A 19,314-nucleotide genomic window follows, 5' to 3' on the forward strand; every position below is an offset into this window, starting at 1 on the left:
ATTTTAGTTCCAATAAAAAAGCGCGCTCAATCAGTTCCCTTCTTAGCGCGCTTTTTTATACTTTAATCCTCCGTTCCGGCATAAATTGGGGACATTCCCCGAAGGGGTGTGTCCCCTGGCCGCTGACGGACGGATATAGATTCCTAAAGTGAAAAAAACAGGTAAGGATTTTTTAATCCTTACCTGTTACTGCTTCAACTTTTAAGTCCCCGTTTTCCGTGCCTTCAATGCGTACCCGATCACCTTTTTTAATGGTACCACGCAGCATTTCCTCTGATAACCGGTCCTCTATTTCTTTTTGTATCGCCCGGCGCAGGGGTCTGGCCCCATAATTTTCGTCAAATCCTTCCCGGGCCAGGTATTCCCTGGCTGATTCGCCAACTTCTACCTCAATTTCATTTTCAGCCAGCCGCCTGGCCACTTCCTGCACCATTAAACCGACTATGTCTTTGATATGTTCCTGGCTTAATGGGTGGAAAACAATTATTTCATCAATTCTGTTCAAAAATTCCGGCCGGAAGGTGCGGCGCAACTCTTCTGTAATTTTTCTCTTCATATCTTCGTAGCCGGATTTTTTATTTTCACCTGTTTTAAAGCCCAGGGTGGCCTCACGTTTAATGGTACTTACACCAACGTTGGAGGTCATGATGATGACGGTATTGCGAAAATCTACCGTACGCCCCTTGGAATCGGTAAGACGGCCGTCTTCCAACACCTGTAGCAGTATATTAAATACGTCAGGGTGGGCTTTTTCGATTTCATCAAGCAATACCACGGAATATGGTTTGCGCCGCACAGCCTCGGTAAGCTGCCCTCCCTCGTCGTAACCAACATAACCCGGAGGAGCCCCCACCAGCCTGCTTACGGCAAATTTCTCCATATATTCACTCATATCAATCCGCACCATGGCATCCTCATCACCGAACATGGCTTCGGCTAAAGCCCTGGCCAGTTCAGTTTTGCCCACTCCGGAGGGGCCGAGAAAGATAAATGATCCAATGGGGCGCTTGGGATCCTTCAAGCCCGCCCTGGCCCGGCGAATTGCCCGGGCAACAGCCGAAACAGCTTCCTCCTGCCCAATAACCCGCCGGTGCAAAATTTCTTCCATGTGCAGCAGGCGCTCGGATTCCTCTTCGGCAAGCTTACGCACCGGTATGCCGGTCCAAGTGGCTACGATCTGGGCAATGTCCTCGGCGTTAACCTCCAGTTCCACGCCACCCTTCTGCTGCTGCCAGCTGGCCCTTTTTTGCTCCAACTCAACGCGCAATTTGTTTTCCTCATCGCGCATTTGGGCGGCTTTTTCAAATTCCTGGCTGTTAACGGCAGATTCTTTCTCCTTGCGCACCTCTTCTATGCGCTTCTCCAATTCTTTCAAGTCAGGAGGTGCCGTAAAAGCCTGCAGCCGAACCCGTGAACCTGCTTCGTCCATTAAGTCAATTGCCTTGTCCGGTAAAAAGCGGTCGGTAATATACCGGTCACTGAGCCGCACTGCTGCCTCCAATGCATCATCGGTTATCCGCACCCGGTGGTGAGCTTCATACTTATCACGCAAACCTTTCAGAATCTCCACCGCTTCCTCCACGCCGGGCTCATCGACGGTTATGGGCTGAAACCGTCTTTCCAGCGCGGAATCACGCTCAATATGTTTCCTGTATTCATCAAGAGTAGTTGCACCAATACACTGGAGCTCGCCCCTGGCCAGGGCCGGCTTTAAAATATTGGCTGCATCTATAGCCCCTTCCGCCGCCCCAGCCCCGATTATTGTGTGCAATTCGTCGATAAACACAATAATATTTTTTTCAGCGGTGATTTCTTCCACAACTTTTTTCAGCCGGTCTTCAAATTCACCGCGGTATTTGGTACCGGCCACCAGGGAAGCCAGGTCCAGGGTAACCAGCCGTTTATCAGACAGTACTTCCGGAACCTTACCGGCTACGATACGCTGGGCCAGACCTTCAACAATGGCCGTTTTACCAACCCCGGGATCACCAATTAGAACAGGGTTGTTCTTAGTGCGCCTGCTCAAAATCTGAACCACCCGCTCAATTTCCTTCTCCCGCCCTACCACGGGGTCGAGATTATCTTCCCTGGCCTGGGCGGTAAGGTCGCGGCCGAACTGGTCCAACGTTACGGTCTTGGCCCCGCAAACACCCCCGGCACAGCCCGGCTGCGGCTGCTGCCCCTGGGGCGCCCCCCCGGAACCGCCAAGCATATTGATAACAATCTGACGCACTTTATCCTGCTCTACACCTAAAGCGCCCAGAACCTGTGCGGCAACTCCCTCGCCTTCCCGGATCAAACCCAGCAAGATATGCTCGGTGCCCACGTAATTTGTACCCATTCGCCTGGCCTCGTCCACCGATAGCTCCAGCACTTTTTTAACCCGCGGCGTCAAAGACATTTCCTGAACAGCACCTTCACCCTTACCGATAGACTTCTCTACCAGCTCACGTACTTTTTCCGCATCAATCCCAAGACCGGCCAGGGCTTTGGCGGCAACACCTTCCCCTTCTCTAATCAACCCCAATAATATGTGTTCCGTGCCCACATAGGGATGAGACAGCCGCCTGGCTTCCTCCTGGGCCAACATAAGTACTTTTTGTGCTCTCTGCGTAAACCTTCCAAATAGCATAGCTTAACCCTCCCGGTTGAATTCCTTCCTAATAACTTCCGCTCTTAAAACGTCACGCTGTGCCGGTGGCAGCTCCCCTCCGTGCTGTTTTAAAAGGTAGGCGGGCTGTGTTTTAACAATTAACTCCGTCAGCTGATCGGGATTAACACCGTGAATTAAATTAAGATCAACTCCCAGGCGTACATCCGACAGCCTGCGCATAGTTTCTTCCGTAGATATTACATGGCAAAATTTTAAAATTCCATACGAGCGCCCCACCCTGTCTTCCAGCTGCTCCCGGCGTTCCCTGATTAACACCTTGCGTGCCTCTCTTTCCTGGGCCAGTAACTGTCCTGTTACTGAATTTAAACTGTTAATTATTTCTTCTTCAGAATGGCCCATGGTTACTTGATTGCTAATCTGGAACAAGTTTCCATGAGCTTCCGTACCCTCACCATACAAACCCCGCACTGTAAAGCCCAGCTTGGATATAGCAGTTAACACCGCCCTGATTTGATTAATCAGCACCAAGCCAGGTAAATGCAACATCACAGAAGCCCTCATCCCGGTCCCGGCATTGGTTGGACAAGCAGTTAGGTACCCGTACTTTTCTGAAAACGCATACTCCAGGGTTTTTTCCAGGCCATCATCTACCTTGTCAACCAATTCCCAGGCCTTTTCCAACTGCAACCCCGGCAGAAGGCTCTGAATGCGCAAGTGATCCTCCTCATTGACCATCACGCTGACAACTTCATCATCACGCAGCGCAACAGCCTTCTTTTCATGGTTGTGCAAAAGGTCAGGGCTGATCAGGTGCTTTTCAACTAGTATCTGCCTTTCGACGGGGCTCAATTCGGTCAGGCGGGTCAACTCCAGTTCAGTTTTAAGATCAGAATTACCCAGTGCCGCTTGAATCCCGTGCATCACCTGTTCCGCCTTTTCCTGTCCCAGCAGATGAGGGAAAGAAAAACCATTTATATTGCGGGCCACCCTTACCCTGCTGCTAACCACAATATCGCCGGCCGGGCTATCCGCCTTCATCCAACCGCTCCTGGCTGAGTTTACTGTTTCCCTGATACTCATAATCTCCCCCCTACAGCTGCTGTTCCAGCTTTTTAATATTGTCCCGCAGTTCAGCCGCCTTTTCAAACTCCTCCCGGGCTACCGCATACCTTAAACTGGCCTTTAATTCTTCTATTTGCCTTGCTAAAAGCACCTTTCCGCCTGAACGTACAGGTACCTTGCCGGTATGAGCGCTTGAGCCGTGAATCCTGCGCAATAACGGCTCTAATCGATCACCAAAGTGTTTGTAGCAATCACCGCATCCAAATAACCCTTTTTGCGCAAAAAGGCTTTCCGGGGTTCCACAAGAAGGGCAAGCCTCTTCTTCCTTTGTTTTGGGGGCAAAAGGATGAACTCCCGACATTTGGTTCCAAAAACTGGCCAAGAAATTATGGAGATTCATCTGGGGCAGCCCACCAAAGCCCTCAGCCTGCATCTGACTCGCACAAACTTCGCAAAGCTGCATTTTTTTCTGTTTGTTATTAATCACCTCTGTGTAAAATACCGTTGCCGGTCTTTCCTGGCACTTTTCACATAACATCAATCTACTCACTCCCCTAATAATTTACCTGTTTTCCTGGTTTTTTAAAACCGTTATTAAAACTGCTTTTAGTATATTCGCCCTTAACTGATCCCGGGCCGGCAGGCCAATGCGCAAGACGCTGCGGCTTAATGCTGCGCCTATAATAGCAGCTTCCCGCTCCGTAACAATTTCTTCTTCAACTAATCTGTCCAAAATTGCGGCGGAGCCACGCTCGGAAATCCTATCACCGACCAGATTCACCACTTCATTAACCAGATCCAATTCTCCGGTGCTCAACGGTACTTTTACTATTCTTACATATCCCCCACCGCCACGCCGGCTTTCCACCATGTACCCCCTTTCAATGGTAAAACGGGTGGTTAAAACGTAATTAATTTGGGAGGGCGCGCAATTAAATTTTTCCGCCAGTTCATTCCGCTGTATTTCAACCAGCTGTCCGCTGCTGCGTTCAATAAGCTGGTTTAAATATTTTTCGATTATGTTTGATAAATTGGACATAACCTTATTAAGCCACCTCCTCTGCCGGAACTATTGACTTTGACTTTGACCTTTTCTAACCTTAATCATAATACAATTTAATATGTTTTTCAAGCCAATAAATCATTCTAAATTAATTACTCCTATTTATAGTATTGCACCAAAAAAGAGAGCTTAAAGGTTAATAACCTTTAAGCTCTCTTTTTTGGCTCCCCGAGCTGGATTCGAACCAGCAACCCTCCGGTTAACAGCCGGATGCTCTACCGTTGAGCTATCGAGGAATATGGTGGAGATGACCGGACTCGAACCGGTGACCCCCTGCTTGCAAGGCAGGTGCTCTCCCAACTGAGCTACACCCCCGTATTTTCGAGGTTCGACGTTCGAATCTCTAACTTCGAACTTCGAGATTGGTGGGCCTGGGTGGACTCGAACCACCGACCTCACGCTTATCAGGCGTGCGCTCTAGCCGGCTGAGCTACAAGCCCGGACCGCCACAAATGCCTCTAACAGTGAGTTAAATTAATTGGCGCCTCGATTTAAAATATTATCACAGTGCACCAGGGTTGTCAATAACAGTTTATACCATCACATTTCCCGTGGTTTCATCAGCGGGAAAAGAATCACATCCCGGATTGATGCAGCACCGGTAAACAGCATCACCATACGGTCAATACCGATTCCGAGACCACCGGCTGGAGGCATACCATATTCAAGAGCATTAATGTAATCTTCGTCCATCATGTGGGCTTCATCATCGCCGGCCCGCCTTTTTTCCAGTTGTTTTAAGAACCTCTCCTTTTGATCCAGAGGATCGTTAAGCTCAGAAAAAGCGTTGGCCATTTCGCGTCCATAGATAAACAACTCGAAGCGGTAGGTCAGATCAGGCCTGTCCTCCTTTTTCTTGGCCAGCGGTGATATATCAATTGGGTAGTCATAAATAAAAGTAGGTTGGATTAACCTTGGTTCGACCTTTTCCTCAAAGACCTTATTCAGGATGGAACCCCAGCTTTCACCGCGCTCTAGCTCAAGGTTAAGATGTTTAACGGCTTCATAAGCTTCATCCCCGGTACGCAGCTGCTCGAAATCCACACCACTGTACTGTTTGACAGCTTCCAGCATCGGCACCCTGGCCCAAGGCTTGGCCAGTTTAATTTCTTGCCCGTCATATTGAATCGTGGTGGTCCCCAGCACCTCCCCGGCCACAGTGACAAATAAATCCTCGGTTAGATCCATCATGTCATTGTAATCAGCGTAAGCCTGATACAATTCCAGCATGGTGAACTCGGGATTATGCTTGGTACTCATACCCTCATTGCGGAAATTGCGGTTAATCTCATAAACCCGGTCAAATCCTCCCACCAATAGCCGCTTCAGGTATAATTCCGGAGCAATACGCAAGTAAAGCTTCATATCCAGCGCATTATGGTGGGTTACAAACGGGCGTGCCGTAGCCCCGCCGGCGATAGGATGCATCATCGGCGTTTCAACTTCAAGAAAGCCCTTTTGCTCCATGTATTTTCTTATAGAGTGAATAATTTTGCTGCGCTTGACAAACGTATCTTTAACCTCCGGATTGACAATTAAATCAACGTACCTCTGGCGGTAGCGCAATTCAACATCCCGCAGGCCGTGCCATTTTTCGGGCAGCGGTCGCATGGACTTGCTTAACAGCCGAAGCGAATCAACTGCAACGGTGGTTTCTCCCGTCCGGGTCTTAAAAACTTTGCCAGCAACACCGATAATATCGCCAATATCCAGCTTGGTAAACAAGTCGTAAGTCTCTTCACCGGCATCGTTCAATCTGGCGTATATTTGAATAAGGCCGGTGCTGTCCTGAATATTGGCAAAACCGGCTTTGCCATGCCCGCGCTTGGCCATTACCCTACCGGCCAGGGATACCATCTTTCCTTCGAAACTTTCATAATCTTGAATGATTTGTGAAGCAGTATGAGTTCTTTCGTATTTTTCACCAAAAGGGTTGATTCCCTGATTCTTAAATTCAGTTAGCTTTTCCAGCCTTACTCGCATTAGCTCGTTGAGATCAAGGGATTCCTGATCTGTGCCGGTATACTTGGGGCTATCTTTGGACATCTGTCTAAAACCTCCGGTAGTTAAAAAATGTCGACAATTTGATATTTCAAAACGCCGGCCGGAACAGAAACCTCCACAGTTTCACCCTTGGGCATGCCAAGTATGGCTTTGCCTACTGGAGACTCGTTGGAAATTTTGTTATTACCGGGATCGGCTTCTGCTGAACCAACAATAGTGCACTTAAATTCTTCGCCAAACTCCAGATCACGTAAAAGCACCGTGGAGCCGATGGAAACCACCTCGGTGCCAAGATTTTCATCGTCTATAATTTTGGCGTTGCGCAGCATTTTTTCAAGCGTTAATATCCGGCCTTCGATAAAAGCCTGCTCATTCTTGGCGTCTTCATACTCAGAGTTCTCACTGATATCGCCAAATTCAATGGCCTGCTTGATTCTGGCCGCAACCTCGCGCCGTTTAACAGACTTTAAATTTTCAAGCTCTTCCTCAAGCTTCTTCAAGCCTTCTATAGTGAGAATAACTTCCTTGTTGGTCATAGACTCAATCTCCTTAAAGTCAATTTACAGAACAATATATGTTATTAGCTTTTAATTATTCTATAAAAACCTGAGAATAAAGTATACTGCAGTTAAAGCTTCCAAATTATTTTAAAAGCACTGCAAAAAAGCTTTTCGCAGTGCCCGTCGTTCTGCTTTTATTCCATAACATTATATGAAGGCCGAATAGATCTGTCAAGGTTTGTTTTTTAACACCCTACCTTGTTGCCCCTGAAAAAATCCGTGCCGGGGCTTTGTGTTAATTTCCGGTTTGCGGCTTTGCCCGGGATGCGCTTAAGGCGCGCCTGGCGTTTTCCCTGATCTTTGCTATCTCCTCCCGGGTTACCGCCCTTTCGAAGCTTCGAAAACCCGCTAATTTAAACCCGTGCTTACGGGCCAGCGCGGAGATTTCTTCAACCTGCTGCAAAGACATGTCTCTTCCCAGGGAAAAGCTTTCATAACGCCCTTCCATGGCCAGCATCATGGTTTCAGCCATACACGCGTAGGACATACCCGGAGGGAAACCAAAGTTAAAATTAAAGTTAACTTGACCCGGCACCTCTACTACACCGCCTTCAATAACCAGCACGTCATTGCGTTTTTCCGCCACCTCCCGGGAAACATTTCGCGGGCGGCTTACGTCGCATACTACAGCACCGGGCATTAAATCATCCGCCCCAATAATTGTATCAACAGCGCTGGTTACAGTAATAACGATTTGCGCATTTTGCAGTGCGTGCTTGATGTCAGAGGTGATCCTTGGCGCCACTCCGGTTTCATAGGTTATTCTATGTGCCAGATCTTCAAGACGGGATTTCTTACGGGCAACCAAAGTCAGGGCACGAACGTCCCTGGCCAGCAGGCGGGCACAGACACTGCCGATTGACCCGGTGGCGCCAACCACTACGGCATGACATTTTTTTATATTATGGCCCATCAGGACGGCCGCTTCTTTGGCGCCTTCTATAGCCGTTGCCACAGTATAGCTGTTCCCGGTGGTAACGGCAATATCAAGATTCTTATCCACGGTGATTCCGGCATCCCCCACAACCGAAGTAAAAGCCCCAAGGCCAAGTATTTTGGCCCCCAGCTTTTGTGCAAGCTTACCGGTTTTTATTATTTTCTTAATAACAAATTCTTCTGGCAAGTCAACCATCAAACGAGACGTTATGGGGCAAGCAACAAACCATCCCTCGGCCCGGGCATGTTTGGAACATACACCTGTTATTTGAGAAACCTTAAGGGGAGGCGCGTATTTAAAAAGACTTTCAACCAAGCGAGGCGGTAACTTGCCCAGGGGGCCGAATTTCCTTGCAATATCACCAATTTCGATAGGGTGAATCATAAAAGCAAAGGTATTCATACGGGACCTCCTTAATTACTTGCCTTAATAACCCTGATAACCGCCATTAATTCATCAGGGTTAACAAACCTATCTTCCTTGAGGGGGGACTCACCAATTTCAAATCCCACAACTTCTTTATCCAGTACGGCTCTCAATAAATTGATTCGCTTATCTGATCCAATAACCACAACCTGGTCGCATGAATGCACTTGAGCGATAATATCCATAATTGCGTTGAACAGTTCTATACCGCTTTTCTGCCGCACATAATCCCAACGCTCCGACTCGCTCATTAATAATATAAAGTCCACGCCTTCCGCACTTAATAAAGAGCGAATCTCTTCCCGGTTGGCGATGGGGAACCCAATTACAGCTACACTCTTCCCTTTACGGACTTCACCCATATGCTCAAGACGGGAAATAAAAGTCCGGTCGATGCCCAACCGCCCGGCTACATCGGTTTGCGATAATCCAGAAGACCGGAGCCGCAGGATTTCGCTTATTAAATAATCTATTTTATACCTACTGATAACCTTGTCACCAATGCGTATTAAATCCACCCGCGGGGTCCCTCCCCAATTACCAATGTGCACATATTTGTGTACAAAATTATTTTAACAGCAGCTTCCATTCTAGTCAAATAAAACAGCCGCCTTTTGGCGGCTATTGTTCTACCTGGAGTAGTTCCCAAAATTCACGGGTGAAGAATTCAAAACTGCTCCCGCTGTTGATTTTACTCCTCAGACGAGCGGAACCGCGCAGGCCTTTGGTGTACCAGGCCAGGTGCTTGCGCATCTCACGGTTGGCCAGATACTCACCTTTCGTTTCCACAAGCAACAAATAATGCCTGACGGCTGTTTGCCGCCGCATTTCCGGGGTTGGCCCGGGCAGCAACTCCCCGGTGGCCAGGTAATGCAGGGTACGGCTGAATATCCAAGGGTTGCCCATGGCCGCCCGGCCGATCATTACGGCATGACAGCCGGTTTCCTTCAGCATCCGGGCCGCATCTTCCGGCGAACGTACGTCTCCATTGCCGATAACCGGAACTTTAACTGTCTCACGAACTTTTTTAATTATTTCCCAGTCCGCCTCACCACCGTAAAACTGTGACCTGGTCCTGCCGTGCAAAGTTATTGCGGCTGCACCGGCCTCAACTACGGCCTGCGCCACTTCAGGCGCATTAACACTGTCTTCATCCCAGCCTTTACGCATCTTAACCGTAACAGGGCAATCCACCTGCGACACAACCGAGGCAACAATCCGTGCCGCCTGGTCGGGGTTTTTCATCAAGGCACTGCCTTCGCCGTTTTTAACTATTTTTGGCGTCGGGCAGCCCATGTTGATATCAATGATATCGGCACCACGCCGTGCGATTATTTCAGCAGCCCGTTTCATATAATCTTCGTTGCTGCCGAAAATTTGCACCGCAATAGGGCCGTTTTCGCCCCTGCAGTCCAATAAAACATTGGTTTTGGGATTGCCATAAATAAGGGCCTGGTCACTGATCATTTCGGTAAAAACCAGGCCGCAGCCATGTTCCCGGGCCAGTATCCTGAAGGGCCGGTCGGTTACTCCGGCCATTGGTGCGGAAACAACCCTGTTTTTAATTGTTACGCCACCTATATTAAACGCCAAAACAACCCACCTCCGGCTAAAGCCAGCCGGCTAAAGTCAACTGTTGCGCTCATAGATAATGCGTAGCCCGTTTAAGGTTAAAAACTTGTCCACCTTGTCAATTTCCCTGGACTCTTCCGAAATGAGCTCGGCCAGCCCGCCTGTAGCCACCACCATAGCTTCTCCGCCCAGCTCATTTTTGATCCTGCGTACAATTTCATTTACCTGCCCGGCAAACCCGTAGACAATACCGGACTGCATACTGTTAATTGTATTTTTGCCAATTACGGTGGGGGGCTTAACCAGCTCCACCCTTGGCAGCTTGGCCGCGCGGGCAAACAATGCTTCCGTCGAAATGCCTATTCCCGGCGCAATGGCACCGCCCAGGTATTCTCCTTTTTCCGAAATGGCACAAAAAGTTGTGGCAGTACCAAAATCTACTATTATAAGGGGGCCGCCGTACTGCTCATACCCTGCCACAGCATTAACGATCCGGTCGGCCCCCACCTCACGCGGGTTTTCGTATTTTATAGGGATACCGGTTTTTATGCCCGGTCCAACGGTAAGCGGCAGCAAGCCAAAATATTTTTGACAGGTTTTTTCCAGAGTTGCATTGATGGGAGGAACCACGGAGGATAAAACCACGGCCTTGATATCTTGCATAACCATACCGGAGGCCTCGAATAAGTCTCTCAGCAGCATTCCGTACTCGTCCGAGGTTCGGTGCCGGGCCGTGGACAGCCGCCAGTTTTCAACAAGTTTTTTTCCCTTAAAAACGCCCAGTACAATATTAGTATTGCCTACATCAAAAACCAGTATCACGTTTGTTCCCCTTCTTTATTAATGCATTATTTTAGGGTTTCAGATTGTTCGAGCCGAATCTTTTGGTGCAGCGGTATGGTGGCATATCCTTAAAAATTCTCACGTTACTTTTGAGTAAGACATGATAGCAAGCTTATGCTACGCCAATTTTACCAGAACGGACAAAACCGCGCAATAACAAGCCACATAGCTAAAACCGCAGTTCCGGGATACGCATGCTTACCAATCGTATCAGCAATCCGGCAGTAGCAGCTTTTATTAGATCAAATCCGAAGAAAGGCACGAAACCAATCATCAGTACAGCGCTAACGTTGTAAGTCTTGCCAACATAGTAATTCAAAATTGCATACAGGTAAGGCAACCCCACGGCATATATTACAACTACCCCTGCCAGCATAGCCGTGGCTAAGCGAACCGCCCCGGCATCCCTCTTACCCTGTAAAATTAACCCTACAACATAAGCTGCTACAATGAAACCGATTAAAAACCCGAAAGTCGGTGAGAACACATAAGCCGGCCCGCCGTATGGCGCCTTTTCAAACACCGGTATGCCCAACAAGCCCATGACCACGTATAAAAACATGCTCATGGCTCCCAATTTGGGACCCAGCAACCCTCCTGCCAGGAGCACCACAAAAGGCAACAGGCTAAAAGGAACTATCATGCCGCCCAGAAATCGAAATAACAGAGCCGCGACTACAGCCAGTGAGGCAAACATAGCCATTAAAACGATTTCCCTTGGAGTTAATTTACCCAAATCACAACACCCCTTAATAATAATTATCTTTGTCAACCAAAACATATCCCGTGGTTGACAATATGCTCGCACAATTTCTCCTATTACAGTTTTTATTATTGTTTCCGCAATTGTTTCCGCAGCGTCACCTCACCCGCCACAAGTCGTTGAACCGAACCATCCCGGGTACGCACCAACAGCGCCCCGGTATCGTCCACATCAAAAGCATAGCCGCTGTAAGTTTCCTTGACCGTATGTACGGTTACCGGACAATCCAGGGTAACACACATATGACGCCATTTATCCAAGACAACGGCAAACCCCTCATTAAGCCAACGGTAGTACCAGGTTTCAAACTGCTGGAGAAGGCTTCTTAGCAGCGGAACCCTGTAAATATGCCGGCCGGATTCCATACTCAGCGACGTGGCAATATCCGCAAGCTCAGGGGGGAATTCACCCTTCCCTATATTTACATTGAGGCCGATACCCGCCACCATAAAGTCAACCCGGTCCATTTCGGCATTTAATTCCACCAAGATGCCGCAAATCTTTTTGCCGTCTACAAGTATATCATTGGGCCATTTTATTCCGGCGGGAACCCCGGTATGTTCCCTGATGGCTGTTGCAACGGACACCGCCGCCACCATCGTCACCTGCGGCGTATCAATTAAGTTGACCGGGGGGCGCAGGACAATGGAAAACCACAATCCCCCGGCCCGGGGAGAAAACCAGGCACGACCCAACCGGCCCTTGCCGCCGTTTTGCGTTTCAGCTATAATTACCGTTCCTTCAGGGCAACCTTCCCTGGCCAGTTTTTTTGCCTCGGCGTTGGTTGACGCCACTTCTTCCAAGTGTACCAGGTTATGCCCAAAAACTGTAGCGGAAAGCCCGGACATGACTTCCGCCGGAAAAGGGACATCAGGTGAAGCTATAAGCCGGTAACCCAGGTTGGCCTTAGCCTCAATTTGGTACCCGTCCTCGCGTAAGCCGCTGATATGCTTCCAGACAGCAGTGCGGGAAACGCCGAGCCCCCGGCACAGCGTTTCACCGGAAACCCAATCCTGATTACGTTTTAAAATATTAAGTATTTTCTGTTTCATGGCAATTTAATTCTAATCTTTGACCATTCATAATGTCAACTTAATTAAAACCCAAAGTTAACACTAGACCGATTAATAATTACTTACCCCTTCGTTCTATCTATACCAACAGAAACTTGAAAAATGAGGCCGGGAAATACAATATGCCCGAGAGCTGGTGGCTCCCCGCAAATGATATACGAAAGCCACCGGCCCTCTTAACCGGCCAACTTTTTGGTTTGGGATGTTTTCCAGTTAGCTGTCCAACTAAAACTTACGCCTTTTCCCCGTGCTTTTCCTCAAACTTTTTGATAATTTTATTTTGTTCGTCGACCAAAACCACTGTTGGTTTAAAAGCACGGGCTTCTTCCCGTTCCAGCATGGCATAGGTAATAATAATCACCGTGTCTCCGGGCTGCACCAGCCTGGCTGCCGCACCGTTCAGGCAGATAATGCCGGAGTCGCGGGGGCCGGGAATTACATAGGTTTCAAACCTGGCCCCGTTGTTGTTGTTGACCACCTGAACCTTTTCATTGGAAATTATGTCAGCCGCCTCCATCAATGCCTCGTCAATGGTAATGCTGCCGACATAATTAAGGTCGGCCTGAGTCACTACGGCACGGTGAATTTTGGACTTAAACACAGTCAAAAACATTTTCAAACCTCCACAATTATGTTATCAATGAGCCTGGTCCTGCCAAACCTTACTGCCAATGCAGCAATTACCTTGCCCTGCAACGAAGCCACCGGTTCCAGGTTCGGTACGGATAAAATTTCAACATAATCTATTTCCGCACCGGGAGTTGATGCAATCATTTTTGTTATCGACCGGCGCAGGCTTTCCGCGTCCCGCTCCCCCCGGTCGACGGCTTCACGGAAGGCGCAAAGACTCCGGTAAAGCACCGTGGCGTTTTGCCTCTGGTCCCGGTCAAGGTACACGTTGCGGGAACTCATGGCCAGGCCGTCTTCTTCGCGCACGGTGGGTAAAACAACTATTTCCAGCCCCATGTTCAGGTCCTCCGCCATCCGCCGGATGACCATGGCCTGCTGGGCGTCCTTCTGGCCGAAAAAAGCCTTGTCGGGAGTGATAATATTAAACAGTTTGGTAACCACGGTAGTCACGCCTCGAAAATGACCGGGCCTGGATAACCCGCAAAGCCTGCCGGTAATACCCGTCACTTCCACGTGGGTGCAAAAACCTTCGGGGTACATCTCACTGTCCGGCGGGGAAAATATGGCGTCGACCCCAACCTCTTCAGCCATGGCGCAATCCCGGTCAAAATCCCTGGGGTATTGCGAAAAGTCCTCCTTGGGTCCGAATTGCAGCGGGTTGACAAACAAGGAAACAACCACGCGATGGCACGACTTTTTAGCCTCCCGCATCAGGCTGAGGTGGCCCCGGTGAAAGTAGCCCATGGTTGGAACAAGGCCCACCGTTTGCCCCTCAGCCCTGCACTTTGCCACAAAAGCCCTTATTTCTTTAATTGTGCGGCAGATTTGCATTAATCAACTCTCCCCGGGTTAATAAAGTTTCTTCAGTACCGCTTCGTCCAGGCCAAAGCCGTGTTCCGGGCCGGGAAACGCACCATTTTCAACTTCTTCGCGGTAACTCCGCAAACCCTGCATGATAGCTTCATGCAAATTGGCGTAGCGCTTCACAAACTTTGGTGAAAACTGCCCGTAAAAGCCCAGCATATCGTGGGTTACCAAAACCTGGCCGCTGCAGCCGGGCCCGGCGCCGATACCGATAGTAGGTATGCCTATATCACCGGTAATTTTAGCAGCCAGGGGTGTGGGTACACATTCCAAAACCACTGCAAAAGCTCCCGCTTCTTCCAGAGCTTTCGCATCTTCAATTAATTTACGGGCCGCTTCCTCATCTTTACCCTGAACTTTGTACCCGCCCATCTGGTTGATGGACTGGGGCGTCAAACCAAGGTGGCCCATTACAGGTATTCCGGCTTCCGTCAAGGCCTTTACCGTTTCGGCAACCTCCCTGCCGCCTTCCAGTTTGACGGCCTGGGCGCCCGCTTCCTGCAAAAACCGACCGGCATTACGCAAGCTCTCTTCCTTGGACAGGTGATAAGAAAGGAACGGCATGTCAGCCACAACCATGGCCCGCTGCACTCCCCTGGTGACGGCTTTAACGTGGTGGACCATATCGTCCATGGTAACCGGTATGGTGGAGCCGTAACCCAAAACGACATTGCCCAGTGAGTCTCCGACCAGTATGGCGTCGATGCCCGCGGCGTCAACCAGCCTGGCGGTGGGATAATCATAGGCGGTCAGCATGGTTATCTTTTTGCCTTCCGCATGGTATTTTCTAAACGTTGCAGTTGTGACCCGCTCATTACTCATTATTTAAAATACCCCCTCGAAAATTTTCTTTAGTTCAATTGCCTGTTCACCGTTGATACTGCCCTTTTCCAGGGCCACTTCCACGGTGTATTGCCCCAGCCGGGCATACAGCCCGGCCAGCTCGGGGTTGTAATTCTTGAATGCCCTGAGATGCCCTTCGATGGTAGAACCATCCCCCCGGGCCACCGGTCCGGTCAGCGCCTCCGTGGGGCCAACTTTGCCGATATTGGCCACCGTCCCGCGCACAAGTGGATAAAGCGCCTCGAAAGCCTCCCGGGGACCCAGTCCGAACCCTGCATAAAGTCCTGTGGCAAAATGCATGAGTGACACCAAATAGTTGGAAGCTATACAGGCTGCGGCATGATAAATGGGCTTATCCTGTGCCGAGATGGTAAAAAACTTGCCATTTAAATCTTCCACCACCTGTCTTGCCACCGGCATGGCCCCTTCATCGCCTTCAATAAAAAAGTATGACCCGGGCAGGTTTTCCATTGCCGCCTGAACCTCGGCAAAGGATTGTAAAGGATGAATGCTTACCGCCAGGGCGCCGGCCTCCCGGACGCCTTTTAACTCACCGGCCGCATGGGCCCCGCTGGTGTGCGCCACCACCTGCCCGGGCCTAAAACCGCCTTCCCCGGCAATTTGCGCGGAAACCGGTGCTATTTCGCGGTCGGGCGTGGTGATAAAGATCAACTCCGCCCCGGCCGCAGCCTCCCTTCCGGCCAGGACCGGGCATTGCAAAAGTTCCGCCAGTGCGGATGCAGAGGCATTGGTTCGGCTGGCCACTCCGGCAATATAATAACCTTGCCGCTGTAATAAAATACCCAGGGCCGAACCGACTTTTCCCGCGCCGATAATGGCTATGGCCGGTTTTTTCATGGCTTACCCCCCTTTAACCCAATACCTGATTTTAAAGGCTGACAAATAGTACATGCATCTGCGGCGATTTTCAAGCAGGTTTGCTTTTTTTAGCAGTGCCGCAACAGCAGCAGGGTTATCCGGTACCACACCTAAATTGCATATTATCAAAAAAACAAAAACCCCCCGGACAAGTCCGGAGGGCAACATTTCCCTCATTAACCCGTCTCGGTCCTACCGGCTCCAAGCGGAAGCTAAAAAAAATAAACACAACAACCAAACCAAAGGTGCGGTTCCTGCGGGATACCGCCCTGCTGTCACTAATTTTAACACACTTAAACCCAATCAGCAATAATTTTTAGACTATTCTACGATTTAAAAATAATTTGATCTGCCAAACAGTAAGTGGTAGGTTATAACTATGAAAATTATGTATTTCGAAAAAACCAAAAACTATATGATTAACGCGGGCAGGATAATTGACAATGGCGGATTTTGTGCAACCGGCTGTGACCAGGGCGGCACATTATATGTCGAGGAAAACCGGATAGCCGCGGTTACAAGCCGGAATGAGGCTTATAGTTTTTCCCGCGTTGATTATGCTGCAGTTGAGATTGACCTTGGCGGGCTAACTATACTCCCACCTTTAATTGACTGTCACGTACACCTGGCCCTGGACGGGGTGGATTTTTCCGCCGCGTTAAAGCGTTGGGACAACCCGGAAGAGCTGGACCACATCATTGAGGGACAATTACGCGACACTTTAAATTGCGGAGTACTGGCGGTAAGGGACGGGGGTGACCGCAGGGGCATCGCCCGGCAGGCCAAAAGCCGTTGCAGCGCCCCCTTAATTAAAAGTCCGGTGCATGCTTTGCGCAAGCCCGAAACCTACGGGGCCTTCCTGGGACGGGGAACATTATTACCGGAAACGGGCAACGTTTTGGACCATTTGGTTATGCTCGGCGCCGATCACGTTAAAGTTATCGTATCCGGTGTCGTCAGTTTCAAAGAGTATGGCAAAGTGGGTCCGGTGCAGTATACTCTTGGGGAACTGGCCCAAATAGTGCACGGGGCGCACCGGCGGGGATTGAAAGTAATGGCCCATGCCAGCTCAGATGAGGCTGTGTCTTTGTCAATTGCAGCCGGAGTGGATACAATCGAGCACGGCTATTTTTTAAGTGATGACTCCCTCAGTAAATTAGCCGAAAAACGCATACCTTGGATACCCACCGTGATACCGGTAGCCGCCCAACTGCACAACCCCGCTGCCGGCGGCAATAACCGCCTCAACAGGTATGTAATCGAAAAAACAGTGGAGCGCCAGCTGGCCATGATCAATAAAGCCCCCGGCTTGGGCGTCATGCTGGGTGTCGGCACCGATGCCGGGGCGGGGGGCGTGAGGCACGGCTACGGGTTTCATCAAGAGCTGGAGCTATACAGAAATGCCGGGCTTTCCAACAGCCAAATACTGCAAAGCGCCACCTTGAACGGGGCCAATATCCTCAATCTTGGCTGGGGCCGTATCCAACCGGGCCGCCCGGCCGCCTTTATCGCCGTGGCGGGGAACCCCCTGGATAATTTGGCGGCCTTAAAGCGCGTGCAATATGCATTTTTGCCCGGGCAATCACCACCGGATAACAGTCAATAAACGGACTGGGGCATGATCTGAAATTCTGCCGACAATGCCAAAACAATATTTAAACACAAACTGGAGAATTTTTAAAACCACCCCGGGAAAATCTATTGCCGAGGTGGTTTTAATGTTTATACCCAAGAGGGTTTTTTTTGAACGGGAGGCATTGGATTACCCGTTGGGCCGCAGGCTGTTTGAAAGATTCAAACAGGATCGGATACCTGTTGCCATGACCGGCAGCCATAACAGGGTTACCGGCATTCCCGGCACAACCCCGCGGGAGGCTTACCTTGAGGCGAAACGCACCCTGGTGGTGGGTGTGCGCCGTACCATGCAGTTTTCCACCTGCAAGCCCTCCGCCCATTACCAACTCCCCCTGTGTACCAGCTGTACCGGGCTGTGCGAGTACTGCTATTTAAATACCACCCTGGGGAAAAAACCTTACGTCAGGGTTTATGTCAATATTGAAGAAATTTTGCAGCAAGCGGAAAAATACATCAAAAAAAGATCCCCCGAAATTACCGTTTTTGAGGGGGCCGCCACCTCCGACCCCATTCCGGTTGAACCATACACGGGCTCGCTGGCCAAAACCATCGAATTTTTCGGTGGGCAATCCCTGGGCCGGTTCCGGTTCGTCACCAAGTTCACCGGCGTGGACACGCTGCTGGGCGTGGAACACAACGGGCACACCCGCTTCCGCTTCAGCATCAACACGGAACGAATCATCAAAGCTTACGAACAGGGCACCCCGGCGGCCAAGGCCCGAATCGCCGCCGCCCGGCAGGTGGCGGGCACGGGTTACCCCATGGGGTTTCTTATCGCGCCCGTATTCGTTTACCCCGGCTGGCAGGAAGATTACACCGGCCTGATCCGCAGCCTGGCGGGCGAACTGCGGGACTACCCGCGCGACCAAATTACCTTTGAATTGATCTCCCACCGGTTTACCGCGTCAGCCAAAAACCGTATCCAGGAGGTTTTCCCCGAAACCACCCTGCCCATGGAGGAATCGGAACGCCGGTTCAAATTCGGGCAATTCGGTTACGGCAAGTACGTTTATCCCAAGGAGACGCTTCGGGAGATGGACGAGCTGTTTCGGAGGGAATTGGACAGGTATTTTCCGGGAGCCAGGGTGGAGTATTTGGTGTAGGTAACATAAAAGTATTTTTTTTTATCTGTTCAACCAACGAACTAATTTCCATACAAATATGACAAATCGATTTGGTGGCATTTCCTAACAGATGGTCATCTTTTTCTTGATCGACCAATTTTTGCAAACATTCCCCCTGTGTCAGAATAGTTGTCATAGACCTCTAAAAAAACTATAGTTAGTAATGTAAACAAGGAGGAAACACTATGACGAGATACAGTGAAGAATTCAAATATACAATTATCAAAAGAATGATGCCACCCCAAAACGAATCAGTTAGCGCCATATCAAGAGAAACAGGACTATCTGAGGCCACGCTACACAGCTGGAAGAAAAAAGCCAGGGCAAACGGCATAGCAGTTCCAGGTGGCGAGCCTGAAGTGGAAAAGTGGAGCACACAGGATAAATTCCTAATAGTAGTTGAAACAGCTTCCTTTAGCGAG

The 19,314-nt window shown here is 49.8% G+C and carries 19 protein-coding genes and 3 tRNA genes; 3 read left to right on the plus strand and 19 right to left on the minus strand.

What is annotated here, in order from left to right; all coding sequences use genetic code 11:
• Positions 1-172 precede the first annotated feature (172 nt).
• The 19 genes from H569_RS0115090 to H569_RS0115180 form a co-directional block, all read right to left on the minus strand.
• A complete protein-coding gene (locus H569_RS0115090; RefSeq protein WP_027365671.1) occupies positions 173-2,632 on the minus strand; it encodes an ATP-dependent Clp protease ATP-binding subunit in 2,460 nt (819 codons plus the stop codon).
• Between the two features lie 3 nt (positions 2,633-2,635).
• The gene (locus H569_RS0115095) at positions 2,636-3,694 is read right to left on the minus strand and encodes a protein arginine kinase (protein ID WP_027365672.1); all 1,059 of its coding nucleotides are present in this window, start codon (positions 3,692-3,694) and stop codon (positions 2,636-2,638) included.
• A 10-nt stretch (positions 3,695-3,704) separates the two neighbouring features.
• Complete coding sequence (locus tag H569_RS0115100; protein ID WP_027365673.1) at positions 3,705-4,214, minus strand: UvrB/UvrC motif-containing protein; 510 nt, start codon at positions 4,212-4,214, stop codon at positions 3,705-3,707.
• A 24-nt stretch (positions 4,215-4,238) separates the two neighbouring features.
• Entirely contained in the window at positions 4,239-4,715 is a 477-nt protein-coding gene (locus tag H569_RS0115105) for a CtsR family transcriptional regulator (RefSeq protein ID WP_027365674.1), read from the minus strand.
• A gap of 185 nt (positions 4,716-4,900) precedes the next feature.
• A tRNA-Asn gene (locus H569_RS0115110) sits at positions 4,901-4,975 on the minus strand.
• Between the two features lie 3 nt (positions 4,976-4,978).
• Positions 4,979-5,054, minus strand: a tRNA-Ala gene (locus tag H569_RS0115115).
• 48 nt (positions 5,055-5,102) lie between these two features.
• Positions 5,103-5,179 (minus strand) — tRNA-Ile (locus H569_RS0115120).
• A 100-nt stretch (positions 5,180-5,279) separates the two neighbouring features.
• Positions 5,280-6,785, minus strand: a complete 1,506-nt coding sequence (gene lysS / locus H569_RS0115125) for a lysine--tRNA ligase (RefSeq protein ID WP_027365675.1) — start codon at positions 6,783-6,785, stop codon at positions 5,280-5,282.
• Positions 6,786-6,805: 20 nt separating this feature from the next.
• Positions 6,806-7,279, minus strand: coding sequence for a transcription elongation factor GreA (gene greA / locus H569_RS0115130; RefSeq protein ID WP_027365676.1), 474 nt, complete (start codon positions 7,277-7,279; stop codon positions 6,806-6,808).
• 259 nt (positions 7,280-7,538) lie between these two features.
• On the minus strand, positions 7,539-8,642 hold the full coding sequence (locus H569_RS0115135) for an NAD(P)H-binding protein (protein ID WP_027365677.1): 1,104 nt from the start codon (positions 8,640-8,642) through the stop codon (positions 7,539-7,541).
• An 11-nt stretch (positions 8,643-8,653) separates the two neighbouring features.
• Positions 8,654-9,184 carry a helix-turn-helix domain-containing protein gene (locus tag H569_RS0115140; protein WP_027365678.1) on the minus strand — a complete coding sequence of 177 codons (531 nt, stop codon included), beginning with the start codon at positions 9,182-9,184 and terminating at the stop codon, positions 8,654-8,656.
• A 103-nt stretch (positions 9,185-9,287) separates the two neighbouring features.
• Entirely contained in the window at positions 9,288-10,259 is a 972-nt protein-coding gene (gene dusB, locus H569_RS20575; RefSeq protein ID WP_207637578.1) for a tRNA dihydrouridine synthase DusB, read from the minus strand.
• Positions 10,260-10,295: 36 nt separating this feature from the next.
• Complete coding sequence (locus H569_RS0115150; protein WP_027365679.1) at positions 10,296-11,060, minus strand: type III pantothenate kinase; 765 nt, start codon at positions 11,058-11,060, stop codon at positions 10,296-10,298.
• Between the two features lie 190 nt (positions 11,061-11,250).
• Positions 11,251-11,817 (minus strand): biotin transporter BioY, encoded by a 567-nt coding sequence (locus H569_RS0115155; protein ID WP_027365680.1) that lies wholly within the window; start codon positions 11,815-11,817, stop codon positions 11,251-11,253.
• 95 nt (positions 11,818-11,912) lie between these two features.
• A complete protein-coding gene (locus tag H569_RS0115160) occupies positions 11,913-12,896 on the minus strand; it encodes a biotin--[acetyl-CoA-carboxylase] ligase (RefSeq protein ID WP_027365681.1) in 984 nt (327 codons plus the stop codon).
• Positions 12,897-13,149: 253 nt separating this feature from the next.
• Positions 13,150-13,530: an aspartate 1-decarboxylase gene (gene panD / locus H569_RS0115165; RefSeq protein ID WP_027365682.1), complete on the minus strand. Its 381-nt coding sequence runs from the start codon at positions 13,528-13,530 to the stop codon at positions 13,150-13,152.
• A 2-nt stretch (positions 13,531-13,532) separates the two neighbouring features.
• On the minus strand, positions 13,533-14,378 hold the full coding sequence (gene panC, locus H569_RS0115170) for a pantoate--beta-alanine ligase (protein ID WP_027365683.1): 846 nt from the start codon (positions 14,376-14,378) through the stop codon (positions 13,533-13,535).
• A gap of 18 nt (positions 14,379-14,396) precedes the next feature.
• A complete protein-coding gene (gene panB, locus H569_RS0115175) occupies positions 14,397-15,233 on the minus strand; it encodes a 3-methyl-2-oxobutanoate hydroxymethyltransferase (protein WP_027365684.1) in 837 nt (278 codons plus the stop codon).
• Between the two features lie 3 nt (positions 15,234-15,236).
• The gene (locus H569_RS0115180; RefSeq protein WP_027365685.1) at positions 15,237-16,112 is read right to left on the minus strand and encodes a Rossmann-like and DUF2520 domain-containing protein; all 876 of its coding nucleotides are present in this window, start codon (positions 16,110-16,112) and stop codon (positions 15,237-15,239) included.
• Positions 16,113-16,512: 400 nt separating this feature from the next.
• Between H569_RS0115180 and H569_RS20580 the strand changes: the two genes are divergently transcribed.
• From H569_RS20580 to H569_RS0115205, 3 genes are all read left to right on the plus strand, one after another.
• Entirely contained in the window at positions 16,513-17,739 is a 1,227-nt protein-coding gene (locus H569_RS20580) for an amidohydrolase family protein (RefSeq protein ID WP_051273690.1), read from the plus strand.
• Positions 17,740-17,851: 112 nt separating this feature from the next.
• Complete coding sequence (gene splB / locus H569_RS0115200; protein WP_034630905.1) at positions 17,852-18,871, plus strand: spore photoproduct lyase; 1,020 nt, start codon at positions 17,852-17,854, stop codon at positions 18,869-18,871.
• Between the two features lie 206 nt (positions 18,872-19,077).
• On the plus strand, positions 19,078-19,314 hold a 237-nt coding region (locus H569_RS0115205), incomplete at its 3' end, for a transposase (protein WP_027365688.1).

The organism is Desulfotruncus alcoholivorax DSM 16058 (assembly GCF_000430885.1).
GTDB lineage: Bacteria > Bacillota > Desulfotomaculia > Desulfotomaculales > Desulfallaceae > Desulfotruncus > Desulfotruncus alcoholivorax.